Origin of the sequence: Cryobacterium sp. CAN_C2, assembly GCF_015751745.1 — a bacterium.
In the GTDB taxonomy this organism is placed as follows: Bacteria; Actinomycetota; Actinomycetes; order Actinomycetales; family Microbacteriaceae; genus Cryobacterium.
This window is the reverse complement of sequence record NZ_JADOUX010000008.1, coordinates 1-13,415: the sequence shown is the minus strand read 5'-3', so window position 1 is coordinate 13,415 and position 13,415 is coordinate 1. Positions and strand designations below refer to the sequence as shown.

The 13,415-nt window shown below is 66.1% G+C and carries 13 protein-coding genes; 5 read left to right on the top strand and 8 right to left on the bottom strand.

The features are described 5' to 3' along the window. Window positions 1–23: 23 nt before the first annotated feature. Both IWX77_RS08180 and IWX77_RS08175 read right to left on the bottom strand, forming a co-directional pair. Window positions 24–2,852 (bottom strand): molybdopterin-dependent oxidoreductase, encoded by a 2,829-nt coding sequence (locus IWX77_RS08180; RefSeq protein ID WP_196844123.1) that lies wholly within the window; start codon window positions 2,850–2,852, stop codon window positions 24–26. 32 nt (window positions 2,853–2,884) lie between these two features. Next, the gene (locus tag IWX77_RS08175; protein ID WP_196844028.1) at window positions 2,885–3,718 is read right to left on the bottom strand and encodes an FAD binding domain-containing protein; all 834 of its coding nucleotides are present in this window, start codon (window positions 3,716–3,718) and stop codon (window positions 2,885–2,887) included. Between the two features lie 275 nt (window positions 3,719–3,993). Between IWX77_RS08175 and IWX77_RS08170 the strand changes: the two genes are divergently transcribed. Continuing rightward, window positions 3,994–5,487, top strand: coding sequence for a dihydrolipoyl dehydrogenase family protein (locus tag IWX77_RS08170; RefSeq protein ID WP_327012145.1), 1,494 nt, complete (start codon window positions 3,994–3,996; stop codon window positions 5,485–5,487). On the opposite strand, the gene IWX77_RS08165 is transcribed toward IWX77_RS08170, so the two are convergent. Further along, window positions 5,469–6,032 (bottom strand): DUF2017 family protein, encoded by a 564-nt coding sequence (locus tag IWX77_RS08165; protein WP_297412703.1) that lies wholly within the window; start codon window positions 6,030–6,032, stop codon window positions 5,469–5,471. The two genes, IWX77_RS08170 and IWX77_RS08165, sit on opposite strands and share 19 nt — an antisense overlap. Beyond that, the gene (clpS, locus tag IWX77_RS08160) at window positions 6,029–6,313 is read right to left on the bottom strand and encodes an ATP-dependent Clp protease adapter ClpS (protein WP_297412704.1); all 285 of its coding nucleotides are present in this window, start codon (window positions 6,311–6,313) and stop codon (window positions 6,029–6,031) included. Before clpS ends, IWX77_RS08165 begins: the two co-directional genes overlap by 4 nt. A gap of 109 nt (window positions 6,314–6,422) precedes the next feature. Here clpS and IWX77_RS08155 point away from each other — a divergent pair, with 109 nt between their 5' ends. Together IWX77_RS08155 and sufU are read left to right on the top strand one after the other, a co-directional pair. Beyond that, window positions 6,423–7,775 (top strand): cysteine desulfurase, encoded by a 1,353-nt coding sequence (locus IWX77_RS08155; RefSeq protein WP_196844027.1) that lies wholly within the window; start codon window positions 6,423–6,425, stop codon window positions 7,773–7,775. Further along, a complete protein-coding gene (gene sufU / locus IWX77_RS08150; protein ID WP_196844026.1) occupies window positions 7,772–8,266 on the top strand; it encodes a Fe-S cluster assembly sulfur transfer protein SufU in 495 nt (164 codons plus the stop codon). The genes IWX77_RS08155 and sufU overlap by 4 nt, the downstream gene beginning before the upstream one ends. Before the next feature lie 36 nt (window positions 8,267–8,302). On the opposite strand, the gene IWX77_RS08145 is transcribed toward sufU, so the two are convergent. The 4 genes from IWX77_RS08145 to IWX77_RS08130 are packed head-to-tail and all read right to left on the bottom strand — an operon-like array spanning window position 8,303 to window position 11,537. Next, window positions 8,303–8,698, bottom strand: a complete 396-nt coding sequence (locus IWX77_RS08145; RefSeq protein ID WP_196844025.1) for a flagellar assembly protein FliW — start codon at window positions 8,696–8,698, stop codon at window positions 8,303–8,305. Then, complete coding sequence (flgL, locus tag IWX77_RS08140) at window positions 8,695–9,606, bottom strand: flagellar hook-associated protein FlgL (protein WP_196844024.1); 912 nt, start codon at window positions 9,604–9,606, stop codon at window positions 8,695–8,697. Before flgL ends, IWX77_RS08145 begins: the two co-directional genes overlap by 4 nt. A gap of 3 nt (window positions 9,607–9,609) precedes the next feature. Next, window positions 9,610–11,049, bottom strand: a complete 1,440-nt coding sequence (gene flgK / locus IWX77_RS08135; protein WP_196844023.1) for a flagellar hook-associated protein FlgK — start codon at window positions 11,047–11,049, stop codon at window positions 9,610–9,612. Between the two features lie 2 nt (window positions 11,050–11,051). Then, window positions 11,052–11,537 (bottom strand): flagellar protein FlgN, encoded by a 486-nt coding sequence (locus IWX77_RS08130; RefSeq protein WP_196844022.1) that lies wholly within the window; start codon window positions 11,535–11,537, stop codon window positions 11,052–11,054. A gap of 361 nt (window positions 11,538–11,898) precedes the next feature. Between IWX77_RS08130 and IWX77_RS08125 the strand changes: the two genes are divergently transcribed. Both IWX77_RS08125 and IWX77_RS08120 read left to right on the top strand, forming a co-directional pair. Beyond that, window positions 11,899–12,720, top strand: a complete 822-nt coding sequence (locus IWX77_RS08125) for a sigma-70 family RNA polymerase sigma factor (RefSeq protein WP_196844021.1) — start codon at window positions 11,899–11,901, stop codon at window positions 12,718–12,720. 106 nt (window positions 12,721–12,826) lie between these two features. After that, a complete protein-coding gene (locus tag IWX77_RS08120) occupies window positions 12,827–13,198 on the top strand; it encodes a flagellin (protein WP_196844020.1) in 372 nt (123 codons plus the stop codon). Window positions 13,199–13,415 lie beyond the last annotated feature (217 nt).

Here is a 13,415-nt window from a genome sequence, read left to right as displayed (position 1 = left end):
GCGCCGGGGGTTCGCACACCCGCTCAACCGTGCAGCAGACGCCAGATTCGGTCGCGCGACATCGGCAACTCCGTCGGACGGATACCGATCGCGTCGCGCACCGCATTGGCCAGCGCCGGTGCGACCGGGTTGTAGGTCGACTCACTCATCGACTTTGCGCCGTAGGGCCCGAGCACGTCGTGGCTCCGTGCAAAATAGACCTCGGTGACCGGCAGATCCACGAGCTGGGGCACGTGGTAGTTACGCAGCACCCGCGTCGTCACGGCCCCGGCGCCGTCGAGCACGACCTCCTCGAACAGGGCGGTGCCGAGCGCCTGCGCGACGCCGCCCTCGATCTGTCCGCGGCACTGTTCGGGATTCATGACGAAGCCGGCATCCGCAGCCTGAATGGACTGCAAAATGCGCACCTCACCGGTGGCGGTGTTCACGGCGACCCGAAACGCGTGCACGTTGAAGGCGAGTGAGCGGAGCGCCCCGTCTTCTTTGCGCGTAGCGGTCAGATCGACGTCATTGGCTGCGGCCCAGCGCGCCAGGGAGGCGAGCGATACGACCATTCCTGCCGTGCGCAGCCCGTCGCGCTCCAACTGCCAGGTCGCGTCGGCGTCGGCAGCCGACCCGCTGCACGACACCGCCGCTTCGACGAGGGTCTCGGCCAGCGCGGTCGCCGCGGCGAGTACCGCCTTGCCCGCCACAACGACACCGGACGAGCCGAACGCGCCGGAATCGTAACCGGCCGCGTCCGTGTCGGAGTGCACCAGATCGATGCGGTCCACGGTCGTCTGCAGCGCCGTCGCGGCGATCTGCGCGTGCACGGTCGTGGTGCCGTTGCCGAACTCGGTCGTGCCCACCCGCACCAGATACCGGCCGCCCGTCGTGAGCGCAACGGATGCCTCCGAGCGGTGCCCGCGCGGCGGCGTGGTCGCGATCATCGACGATGCCATGCCGGTGCCGACCCGCCACTCGGCCCCGGTCGGAACGACGGACCGATTGCCCCGTTTCAGCGCCGCCTCGGCGAGGTCGAGGCACTGGTCGAGGCCGTAGCTGCCGAACACGAGGTCGGGGCCCTCCTCGTGCGTGACGACGAGCGGGTCGCCGGGCTGCACCGAGTTCAGCCGGCGCAGTTCAAACGGATCCACGCCGAGTTCGCGGGCCAGCTCGTCGAGCGCGCACTCAATCGCGAAGATGATCTGGCCGAGGCCGTAACCGCGAAAAGCGCCCGACGGAGGATTATTGGTGTAAACGCTCTGGGCATCCACTCTCTTGTTGGGCACGTTGTAAAGCGCGACGGATTCACTCGTGCCATGGAACATCACGCCGGGAGCGTGGTTGCCGTAGGCGCCGGTGTCGGCGAGCACGCCGAGTTTCAGCGCGGTGAGGCGGCCGTCGCCGTGCGCGCCGAGGGTGACGTCGATCGTCATCGGGTGACGTACCGGGGCGATGGTGAGCTCGTCGGTGCGGGTGAATTCGTACTGCACCGGGCGCCCGGTTTCGAGCACGGCGAGGGTGACGAGGTCTTCGGTGAGCAGCTCCTGCTTGCCGCCGAAACCGCCGCCGACGCGTTTGGTGAAGACCCGCACGTCGGCCGGGTCGAGGTCGAACAGACGGCAGATCTCTTTCTGCACCAAGAATGGAACCTGCGAGCTCGTGCGGAGCACCAGCCGGTCTTTGTCACGCCAGCCGATCGTGGCGTGGGTTTCGATGTGGGTATGGGAGATACGCTGGGTCTGCCAGCGACCGGAAACGATGGTGGTCGCCTGCGCGAGGCCGGCCTCGACGGAGCCGAATTCGCCGTGCAGCTCGGCGACGAGGTTGCGCCCAGGGTCGGCCAGGCGCGAGACGACCGGGTCCTTATCGCCGTGCACGAGTGGAGCGCCGGGCTGCCCCGACAGCTGCGGGTCGAACACGGCGTCGAGCAGGTCGTACTCGACATGGATGAGTCGGCAGGCCGCCTCGGCGATCGCCACGGAGTCGGCCACGACCGCCGCGACGCGCTGCCCGCGAAAGCGCAGGGTCTCGTCGAAGACCAGGGTGTCGTCGGGGTCGTCGAACCGGCTCTCGTGCCGCGCCGTCGAAAACAGGGTCGTGGGGGAATCGGCGTGGGTGAGCACGCGGTGCACGCCGGGCAACGCGGCCGCTCGTGCCGCATTGAGAGAGCGGATGCGTGCGTGCGCGTGCGGACTCCCCAGCACGGCGAGGTGCAGCAACCCGGGGATGGTCACGTCGAGGGTGTAGGGTTCCATCCCGCTCACGACCCGTTCGCCCGCGATGGCGCCGGGGGAGGTGCCGACCGGCCCGGCGGGGGGCCCGGTCACAGGCCGACCGGTCGCCCGCACCGGTCCGAGACGCGATGCTGTTGAGCGTTCGAGCTCCGGCGCGCTGTGGCAGGAGCCTTCCGGCGGAGTGTGCTGGCCGTGAATCGCGTCGCTGATCGAGCGGTAGCCGGTACAGCGGCACAGGTTTCCCGTGAGCAGTCGCGGTAAATCATCGAGATTGGTGGCGGCATCCGACGCACTGTCAGCTGAGGTAATCGCTGCGGCGGTGACGACCATTCCGGGTGTGCAGAAACCGCACTGAAAGCCTGCGGCGTCGACGAAGCGCTGCTGCACCGGGGCGAGGTTGCCCGGCTGACCGAGGCCGGCCGCCGTTGTGATCTGCTTTCCGGCGGCGCGAAACGCCGGATAGATGCAGGAGTGCACGGGCGTGCCATCGACCTGCACCGTGCAGGCGCCGCAATCGCCGGTATCGCAGCCCTTTTTGACGTCGAAGTGCTCGTGCTCACGCAGCAGGGTGCGCAGGCACTGGCCGGGTGCCGGCGTCGCCTCGACCGGGCATCCGTTGATGTCGAAGTTCATGGTTTCCGTGGTCACCCGCATCTGCTCGATCGTCACGAGTGCCTTCCGGCCTCGGTCGCGGTGCCGGCGAGTTCGGCGCGAATCTCTTCGCCCAGGAGCAGGCCCATTGCGCGTCGCCAGTCGGCCGCGCCATGGGCATCCGTGAACCAGCAGTCGATCGCGCTGATATCGCGGGCGAGAACCTCGGCGGCGGGTAGTGCCGGGTAGCGCAACTGCACCGGGTGCAGCGTCGCCGCCGTCACCGTGAGCACGAAGGTGCCATCGATCAAAAGCAGCCCGGCGAGTACCGCGCCCGAGCGCCCGAGCGGCGACAGGGCAATCTTGCGATACGCCGTGCGCGCCTGCAGCGAGGCCAGCGGCACGTGGATGGAGCGCAGCACATCATTCGGCGCGAGCACGTTGGTCATGTCTCCCGTGACGAACTCGCGGGCCGGTACGACCTCGTCGCTGCCGTCGCCGCGCCAGACCAGCAGCTCGGCGTCGAGTGCGACGGCGAGGGTGATCATGGGACCGGCCGGCAGCGAGGTGGCGAGGTTGCCACCGACGGTCGCGACGTTCCACACCTTGAACGAGCCAAACAGGGCCGTGCAGCAGTGATAGAACAGCGGATGCGCCGCCCAGCCCGCCCGCATCGGCAGCCGGGATAGTTCAGCGATGGTGCAGGTCGCGGCAATTGAGAGGCCGTCCCCGGTTACGGTCAGGGCGGGCCAGCCAAAGCTGTGCAGATCGACAAGACCGGTGAGGTGGGCCCGCGGGTACGCGAACAGCTCGGATCCTCCGGCCAGCGGTACCACGGTCGGCCCGAGCGCGGCGAGGTCGCTCCGCTGTCGAGCGGCGGTGACGTGTGTCACAGTGCTGAGGTCCATGGGTCTCCATCGCGGGCCAAGTCGAGCCGTGCGTGCGACCTTGAGCACACGGTGGTTGTGGTTCCACAGAGTAGGGTACCGCACACGCTGCCCACCAAACTGACAGCACGATGATGAGAAGTTTTCGCACCGGTGACGGCGAGAGTTCGCGTAGAAACGGAGTGTCGTCATCTCTGGCCTGAGGCCAACGGGGAGATCTGCAGCCACTCGGGCACCGGCATATTCACAGCCGACGCTGTCAGGATCTGGGTACCTGTCGACGGTGGGAGACCGAGATGACCACTGCCCCAATCGTCGCGCACGCGATGCCAGCCGCCAATTCGGCACACGATTCGAGCGGTCTCGTTCGCGACCATTTCGACGTGGTCGTGATCGGTGCCGGCCCGGCTGGAGCCGCTGCAGCCCTGCGCGCCGCCGAACTCGGCGCATCCGTCGCCGTCTGCGAGGCTGATCGCCTTGGCGGCACGTGCGTGAACACCGGATGCGTGCCCACCCGCGTGCTGGCCAAAACAGCGAGACTCATGCGAGAGATTCGAACGGCCGACACGTATGGCATCTCGGTGACGGAGCGCCCCATCGACTGGCCTGCCACTGTTGCCCGGGTTCGGGAGACCGTGGACCGGGTGCGTTCCATGAAAAACGAGGCCACCCGATTTGCCGATGCCGGCGTTCACCTCATCCTTGAGGGGCGCGCCCGCTTTGTGGATGCCTTCACACTCATGCTCGAGACGGGGCGCACGATTTCGGCCGGCGCAATCCTGGTCTGCGTGGGCGGTCATTCCCGCCGCCTGCCGGTGCCGGGAGCTGAGCTGGCGGTGGTGCCCGAACACGTGCTCGACCTGCCTCGGGTTCCCGGGCGGCTGGCTGTTATCGGCGGCGGGAACACCGGCGCGCAACTGGTCACCGTGTTCAATTCTTTCGGTTCAGCCGTGACCCTGCTCGACGTGGCCGACCGGGTGCTCGCCACATCCGATGAGTCCGTCTCGCACGCCGTCGCCGAGGCCTTCGTCGAACAGGGCGTCGCCCTCCGCCTCGGTATTCAGGGTGTCGCCGGACTAGACCGTGCCACCGACGGCTCGATCACCCTGACCTGGCGCGAGGACGGGCAGGACGTGTCAGGCAGCTTCGACGCCGTGATCATGGCAACCGGCTGGCCAGCGGACGTCGACGACCTCGGTCTCGACTCAGCCGGCGTGGTCACGAGTCGTTCCACTATTCCTGTCGATGCGTATTTTCGCAGTTCGGTGCCGCACATCTTCGCCGTCGGTGATGCCAACGGCCGGGACATGCTGGTGCAAGCGGCACAGTTCGAGGGAGAGGCCGCAGCCGAGAACGCCGTTCTGGATGCCAACCGGCGAACCCCGCACCACTTGCTTCCGGCGGGTGGCTTCACGGATCCCGACTACGCCGGCGTTGGCCTGACCGAGGTTGAGGCCCGGCGTCGCGACGAGCTCTGCGTGGTGGAGGTGGTGCCGTTCTCGCGGCTGGATCGTGCGGTGATCGACGATCGCCAACGAGGATTTTTCAAACTCATCACCGATCGCCGGCGTGAGCTCATTCTCGGAGCCCACGCGGTCGGTGAGAACGCCGTGGAGGTCATTCAGTCGGTCACTACGGCGATGGCCGCCGGCATCGACGTGGCCACGCTGGCCAACGTGCGCTTCGCCTACCCCACTTACAGCGCCGTGATCGGTGTTGCTGCCCGAGGTCTGCTGGCCGAGTACGCCGATGGGTCAGCTCGTCGCCGCGGTCACACGTCGATCGTGTAGACGAGTTCCTCCTGCAGCATGCCCAGCCAGTCGTAGAGTTCGCCCAGAAAACGCGCGTCGTCACCGACGAGGTGCACGACTCCGTCGGGAGAGATCTGCAACCGGTCGGCGAGCGTCAGCCGCAGGTCGGTGAGGCTGCGCAGCCAGGCTTGCACGGCGTCGGCGTCGAGACTGATGGTGACCGGCTGGCGATCCTCGGTGTCGAGGCCGGCCGTATCCCCCTCGCTGGCTGCGTCTGCTGCGCTGGCAGGGTCCGTTCCCAGAGAGCCCAGCACGATCTGGGCGTTCTGCGCCTTGCGTTTGAGCAGGTCGGTCGCCGTGAAGCGACGAAAATCCGCCGCCGCGGCGGCGTCGTCAGGGTAGGCGACGGGCAGCAGGCGGCCGAAGACGCCGTCGCTCGCGGCGAGCTGCGGGTCGGCGGCGCCGGCGTCGAGCATGTCCACGAGCTGGCTGGTGGCCAGGCGCAGTAGGTCAACCTCGATTGGTTCGAACCGGCCGAGCAGGGCACCGGACTCGTGCAGCGTGAACCGTCGCAGGCCGCTCACTCGTCGGCCTTGGCGAGGGTTGCCCAGAGACCGTAGCCGTGCATGGCTTCGACGTGGCGTTCCATCGATTCGCGATTACCGGTGGCCACGACGGCCCGGCCGTTGTTGTGCACCTGCAGCATCAGCCGTTCGGCTTGCTTCGGGGTGACCCCGAAGTAGCTGCGAAAAACGTAGGCGACGTAGGACATGAGATTGACCGGGTCGTCCCAGACCAGCGTCACCCACGGTCGGTCGAGTGACACCTCCTCGCGGAGCTCGGTGTGTTCGGCAGTCTTGGTCACCCCTCAAGCCTCACACGCTGCCGCCGGGTTTTCCACCGCCCTCTCAGACTTCCCCGCGCAGACTTCCCCGTTCGGTGCTCGCGTTCGGGGGGAGGGAATATCCTTGAGTATGACGTCTTTTGCATCATCGTCCGCCGTTACCCCATCTCGAACCATCGCACGCGGTTCCCAGCGCACTGAGTCGGCCCCGCTGACCAACATCGACGTTGAACGCATTCGCAACGACTTTCCTGTGCTGCACCAGCTGGTGAACGGGCATCCGCTCACCTATCTCGACTCGGGCGCGACCTCGCAGAACCCGATCAGCGTGATGGAAGCCGAGCAGGAATACTACGAGCAGCGCAACGCTGCCGTGCACCGCGGCGCACACACGCTCGCCGTCGAAGCGACCGAGGTGTTCGAAGCCGCCCGCGAGAAAGTCGCAGCGTTCGTCGGCGCCCAGACCGACGAGATCGTCTGGACCTCCAACGCCACCGAGGCCATCAACCTTCTCGCCTACAGCTTCTCCAACGCCTCGCTCGGCCTCGGCGGCCCGGCCGCACGCCGGTTCAGCCTCGGCACCGGCGACGAGATCGTGGTCACCGAGATGGAACACCACGCCAACCTCATTCCGTGGCAGCAGCTCGCGCTGCGCACCGGCGCCACCCTGCGCTTCATTCCCGTACTCGATGACGGCACCCTCGACCTCGACGCGGCAGCGGATGTTGTCGGCCAGCACACGAGACTGCTCGCCTTCACGCACGGTTCGAACGTCACCGGAACCATTGCTCCGGTCGCCGAACTCGTGGCCCTCGCTCGCAGAGTCGATGCCCTCACAGTGCTGGACGCGTGCCAGACCGTGCCGCACCTGCCGGTCGACGTCGCGGCGCTCGATGTGGACTTTGCCGTCTTCTCCGGCCACAAGATGCTCGGCCCGACGGGTATCGGCGCGCTCTACGGCCGGGCCGAACTGCTCGCCGACATGCCGCCATTTCTCACCGGTGGGTCGATGATTACGACCGTTGACATGGAGAAAGCTGAGTTCTTGGCGCCGCCGCAGCGCTTCGAAGCCGGCACCCAACGCATCTCGCAGGCCATCGCGCTGGCCGCAGCCGTCGACTACCTGCGCGAAACCGGCATGGATCGGGTAGCAGCCTGGGAGGCCCAGCTCGGCCAGCGTCTGGTCGCGGGGCTCGCCGAAATTCCCGGCGTGCGGCTCCTCGGCCCCGGCCTCGGGGTGGAACGGCTCGGCCTCGCCGCCGTTGATGTCGCTGGTGTGCACGCGCACGACGTTGGCCAGTTTCTCGACGACGCCGGCATCGCCGTGCGGGTGGGACATCACTGTGCCCAGCCGCTGCACCGCCGGCTCGGCGTGACCGCCTCCACTCGGGCGAGCACCTACCTCTACAACACCACCGACGAGGTCGACCTGTTTCTGGCCACCCTGGCCGAGATCGCCCCCTTCTTCGGAGTGCGTCGATGAGCGACCTGCAGAGCCTGTACCAGACGATCATTCTGGAGCACTCGAAAGCCCGGCACGGAGCAGTCGCCCTCACCCCGCTGGCCGAGGCCGCAACGCTTGGCGCCGCGAGCGGTCTGCGGGTGGCTGAATCGCATCAGATCAACACCACCTGCGGCGACGAGGTCACCCTGCGCGTCTCGCTCAGCGCCCGTGAAAGAGCGGATGCCGCCGTGACCGACCTGGTCTGGACCGGCGTGGGCTGCTCGATCTCGCAGGCATCCGCTTCGATTCTCACCGACACCCTGCGCGGCCTCAGCACGACCGAGGCACGCGCCCTGCTCGACAACTTTCGCGAGATGCTGCGTTCCCGCGGAAGAATTGAACCCGACGAAGAGATTCTTGGCGACGCCGCTGCCTTCGGGGGGGTCTCGCGCTACCCCGCTCGGGTCAAGTGCGCCATGCTGTCCTGGGTCGCCTTCGAGGTAGCCCTGATCGAGGCCGAATCGCACTAGTTGCCCGCAGCCTCTGAACCCCAGCGGCGGAGGGAACTATCTGCCGCCGGTGCCGAGTTCGGCGTGCAGCGGCCAGTCCTGGTCGTCCAGAATGAACTGAGCGCAGGCGCCCGTGCCGGCGTTGACCACGATGGGAGCCATGAGGTTGACCGTCGTCGTGGTTTCGCCGGGGTTGACGACCACGAGAACGAGGGCGTCGACGGGCGTGGTGATCTCGATCGCGGCGGATTGGTCATTCGAGAGGACCGGCTTATAGTCGGGCAGGTGAACCCCGGCGTCGAGCACGAACAGGCGGGTTTTCGACGTCTCGTCGGCCTGAAGCGAGTACAGCCCGTCGGCTCCGTCGATCGTGTTGAGCGTGAAAACCGTCAGCGGCGCCAACCCGGGTGGGGGAGTGACAAAGGTCAGAGTCGGGCTGGACAACGGGCTCATCTAAGGAAATCCATCAGTGTGGGCTGTAACACCTTGGCGGTTACGGCGAGGGCGGACTGGTACGAGATCTCCTGCAGCTTGAGCTGCAGAACGACCTCGGTGAGGTTGAGATCTTCGAGTCCGGCGCGCTGGTTCTCGAGCGCCCCGGTCTTGGAGAGCAGATTGTCTTGGGCACGTTCGACCTGCACCTGGCGCGAACCGATCGTCGCCCACTGGTTCGTCATGGCGTTCATCCTCGTATCAATCGCGCTGAGGTGAGAAGAAACCGCGGGCGCCGTTCCGCTGGTGTCGCGCAGGCTCGCGATGAGGCCGTCGAGCTCCGCGAAGACGGTCTGCGGTTTCGCAGTGCTACCACCGAACACGGCGGCCCCGTCGGCATCAACCCGAACCGTCGCATCCGCGCTGATCCGCCGCTCAACCGAGCCCGCGCTGGCGTTGTAAACATAGGCGCCTGAAACATCCATCGTGTACGCAGCCGCCGCATCAGAGTTACCCGCGAACACACTGCGGCCGAGATACTTCGTGTTGGCCTGGCCGAGCAGTTCGGCCTTGAGCCCCTCGAGCTCGACGGCGATGGCTTCTTTGGCGGTCGGGCTCACCGTGCCGTTGGAGCCCTGCACGGTGAGGTAGCGCACCCGATTCATGATGTCACTCGTGGCCGACATCGCCGAATCCAGTGTGGTCAGCCAATTGTTACCGTCGTCGGCATTGCGGGCGTACTGCGCGGTGGCGGCCTGCTCGGCCCGCACCGACATGGCGGCGGTAGTGGCGGTCGGGTCGTCCGACGGACGGTTGAGCCCCTTGAGCGTGCTCGCCTGCTCCTGCAGCTTCGACAGCTGCGCCATATTCTCTTGAAGGTTGCGCTGGGCCGTGCGCATCTGGGTCTGGCCGGTCACTCGGGAGATCATGACTTACCTTCCTACCAGGCCGGTGCGGTTGATGAGGGTGTCGAGCATCTCATCGACGGCCGTCATCACGCGAGCCGCGCCCTGATACGCGGTTTGAAACATGAGCAGGTTGACGTTCTCTTCATCCAGGTCGACGGATGCGTTCGCCAGCTGCTGGCTCACCGCAAACGTGGCCGTCGAGCTGGCCAGGTTCGCCTGCTGCAGGTGTGACTGCGTAGCCACGGCAATGGTCGATACGAAGTCCGACCAAACGGTGTTGGGGGTTGCGATCGCGCCGGCCGTATTCGTTGCCTTGCCGGCACCGAGCTGGGCGAGGCGATCGGCGATCGAGCCGTCGAACGCGCCCAATCCACTGTTGCCGGCAACAACGTCGGAGCCTGCTGTCGGCACCACTCCGAGTGTCTGCGCGGCGTTTCCAAGAACAAACGAGAAGAACGGCCCGGATTGGCCACCGACCACATTCGTGCCCGTCGCATAGATCGCGTTGACCTTGTCGGCGAGATCTATCGCAAAGGAGTCGTATGCCTTGGCCGCTTTGTTGAGTTCGCCGTCGCCACCCAGCAGCGACAACGCCCCCGCCATCTCGCCGCCCTCAATCGAGACAGCGGACTTCGTGGTATCCGTCCACTTCAGGGTCACCGTCGCGCCGACTGCTGCACCGCCCGCCGCACCGCCCGCCGCACCGACCGAAACCGCCATTGCGTTCGCGGTCCCACCCGTTACCAGCGCATTGCCGCTGACCAACACGTCAACCGTGCCGTCACTCTTCGCCACAACGGATGCCCCGGTCAACGCCGAAATCGTCGTCGTCAAAACACTGCGCTGGTCGAGAAGTTCGTTGGCGTTACCGCCACCGGCCACGGTCTGGCGAATCTGCACGTTGAGATCGGCGACCTGCTGGGCGGCGCCATTGAGCTCGGTGACCATGTGTCCGAGGTCGCTGCGCACCGACGCCCATTCATCGGTAACGGCCTGATAGCCCTGGGCGATCTGCGTCACGAGCTCGCCGGCGGTGGAGAGCACGAGGGCGGCGGGAGTTGTCGTGTCTGAACTGTTGGCGAGGCCCTGCCAGCTGGCCCAAAAGGCATCCAGTTTGGCTGAAATGCCGTCTTCGCCCGGCTCGTGTAGCGACGTCTCTATAGAGCTGAGTGAATTGGCGCGAACGGCGGTGTAGCCGGCGGCGGCGGCAGCCCCGCGAACCTGAGCGTCGAGCTGGGCGCTGCCGAGGCGTGCGATGCCGTCCACCGAGACGCCCTGGCCGATGCGCTGACCGTTCGAGAGAATGCCGGTCGAGGCGACACCGCCGATGGCTGACGTCGTGACGCGCTGCCGGGTGTAGCCGACCGTGTTGGCGTTGGCGATGTTCTGCCCGACCACGTCGAGGCCTTGGCGGGCCGCGACCAGACCGGTATACGCGGTGTTCAATCCGCTGAAGGTGCTCACGGCTACAGGTTCCGGTCGAAGATCCGGGCGTCGGCGATCGTGGCGCCGGTGAATCCGCTGGCATCGTAGGTCTTCGGGTGGGAGGTGGCCATGGCCATGGTTTCCTGCAGGGAGCGAGCCGCAGCGCGAATGAATCGCTCGTTGGTGTCGCGCAGCTCTTTGATCTGCGCGGTCAGGTCGCCCATCGCCGTGAGGTGAGCAGAGAAGATCTCGCTCCACGGGCCCTCCGGGGCGTTGGCAACGAGCTCGCGCAGCGTGGCATCCTCCGCGGTGCCCCACTGGGTGGCCAGGGCCGCAACCTCGACCGAGCGGCCGAGTCCGGCTTCACGCACGAGGTTGAGCACCTGTTCGACCTCGCGGGTGGCGTGCTGCAACCAGCGTGATTTGCCGCCCTGCAGTAACAGCTGTTCTTCTTCGAGCTTGAAGACGAGTAGCTCAAGAAGCTCACGTTCGCGCCAGAGCAGAGCAGAAAGTTCATTGGCGCCCATGAGTCCTCCAATCACTTTTTCGTATCGTGGAGCACAGGCTGTCGCGTGTGCAGTGTCTCGTTATCAGTCACTATCGGTCCGAATGCGAGCAAGGTAAGTGGCCCCGACTGAATATCTGTTCAATTTATTGGAGGCCTGGCCCATAAGAGAAGCCCGCGAAGGCCCCAAAACGGGTGCCTCGCAGCACGATAAGCCCCATAAAGGGGGGTTCCCATTCTCTAATATAGACACAAACGCTCTACCCACTTACCCCTGAGTGCGGTACTTTTTAAAAAAAACAGGCATTGAGGGCTCCTACGGGGGCGTAAGGGTCCTCCTGTTTCACGAACAATCGTGATTTATTTCTCTTGGGGGACGGCTTGTGAATCGCAGTGACCGCAATGCCCTCGTGGTTGAAAATCTCCCACTCGTCGGCTACCTCGTCTCCGAGGTCTGGGCCAAGGCCCGCCACCTCTCGCGTGATGATCTGGCCTCAGCCGGCGCCGTGGCTCTGATTACTTCAGCGGATGCCTTCAAACCCGACCTCGGCGTTCCCTTCGGCGCCTTCGCCCGTCGTCGAATAATCGGTGCCTTCGCCGATGAAATGCGCTCCAACGACTGGGCAACGCGCACCGCACGCCGTCGTATCAAAGAGACCATGGCCGTGCAGGAGACGTTGTCGGCGGCACTGGGGCGCACCCCCAACGTCGACGAGATCGCGGCGGCGCTCGGTGTTGACCGCGAGAGCGCATCCGCTGGCATGTCAGACGCCCAACGCACGCTGTCGACGCTCGATGACACCACGGCTGAGTTTCTCATCGCTGACACCGCAATGCCCGAAGAGTCGCTACTCTCGGCCGAGCGTCTCACCTACCTGCACGCCGCCATTGCGGCGCTGCCCGAGAAGATGCGCGAGATCGTCGAACAGATCTACTTCGACGATCGCCCGGTCAAAGAGATCGCGGCCGACCTCGGCATTACGCACTCGGCCGTGTCGCAGACCCGGGCAGAAGCCATCCGCTTGTTGCGTGACGGGCTCAGCACTCACTACTCCGATGACGCCGAGGCCGCACACGAGCCGGAGTCGCGCATTGCGCCGGCCCGCCGCAGCGCCTACCTCGCCCGCCTGGCCGACCTCGCAACCGTGGGCATGTCTCACGCTGCGCGGGTTCCGCTCCTCGCAGAAGAACTCGTCGCTTCCTGACCCCTCTGAGGGAGTCTCTCAATCGTTCCCGGTCTTCTCGCTGCACCGGTGCCACGATCAGTCACATCTTCGGCCCAGGGAAGGACCAGGGCACCCGCACCACCTCATGGAAGAAACCATAATGGGCATGCAAATCAATACCTCCAGCACCGGAGCCTCCGACGCGCTGCGCAAGCTGGCCGCAGTTCAAGGCGGCCCGGCTCAGCCGACGGTTGCACGCTCCAGCGGCACTCGCAGCAGTACACCGGAGCCGACCGCCCTGCTCGACACGGTCGAGTCCAACGGTAGGGCTGCAGCCGTCGCCACCGAGAACCGCGTTGCGGCCGCCTCGACGCTGCGCGACAGCGACCTGGCCGCCAAGATGGTCGAGCAGACCAGCACCAAGATTCTGGCCGAGCCCGGCATCGCCGTGTCGGCTCAGGCGAACCAGGCCAACTCCAACGTGGCCCAGCTGCTCGAGCCCGCCCGCGCCGAGTAGTTTCTTTTCAGCTCTCCCAGCCAAGCGGATTTTCATTCGCTCGGCCGAGCCAACTGGTCACCACGGCATCAAGGTCTAGGTGCGCCAGTGGGGTTTTGGGCTGGGCGTATTCGCGCGGTGGCTGTGGGCGGGTCGCCAGGTTTGGGTGGGGTCCCAGAGGAGGGGGCCGAGGAGTTGGGGTCTTCCGTTGGTTATGCGGATTTTCCAGCCGTTGCTG

Bases quoted from the DNA above. Each gene is read 5' to 3' on its own strand.
- IWX77_RS08180 (WP_196844123.1), bottom strand. From the start codon at position 2,852: ATGAACTTCGACATCAACGGATGCCCGGTCGAGGCGACGCCGGCACCC.
- IWX77_RS08175 (WP_196844028.1), bottom strand. From the start codon at position 3,718: ATGGACCTCAGCACTGTGACACACGTCACCGCCGCTCGACAGCGGAGC.
- IWX77_RS08170 (WP_327012145.1), top strand. From the start codon at position 3,994: ATGACCACTGCCCCAATCGTCGCGCACGCGATGCCAGCCGCCAATTCG.
- IWX77_RS08155 (WP_196844027.1), top strand. From the start codon at position 6,423: ATGACGTCTTTTGCATCATCGTCCGCCGTTACCCCATCTCGAACCATC.
- sufU (WP_196844026.1), top strand. From the start codon at position 7,772: ATGAGCGACCTGCAGAGCCTGTACCAGACGATCATTCTGGAGCACTCG.
- IWX77_RS08145 (WP_196844025.1), bottom strand. From the start codon at position 8,698: ATGAGCCCGTTGTCCAGCCCGACTCTGACCTTTGTCACTCCCCCACCC.
- flgL (WP_196844024.1), bottom strand. From the start codon at position 9,606: ATGATCTCCCGAGTGACCGGCCAGACCCAGATGCGCACGGCCCAGCGC.
- IWX77_RS08130 (WP_196844022.1), bottom strand. From the start codon at position 11,537: ATGGGCGCCAATGAACTTTCTGCTCTGCTCTGGCGCGAACGTGAGCTT.
- IWX77_RS08120 (WP_196844020.1), top strand. From the start codon at position 12,827: ATGGAAGAAACCATAATGGGCATGCAAATCAATACCTCCAGCACCGGA.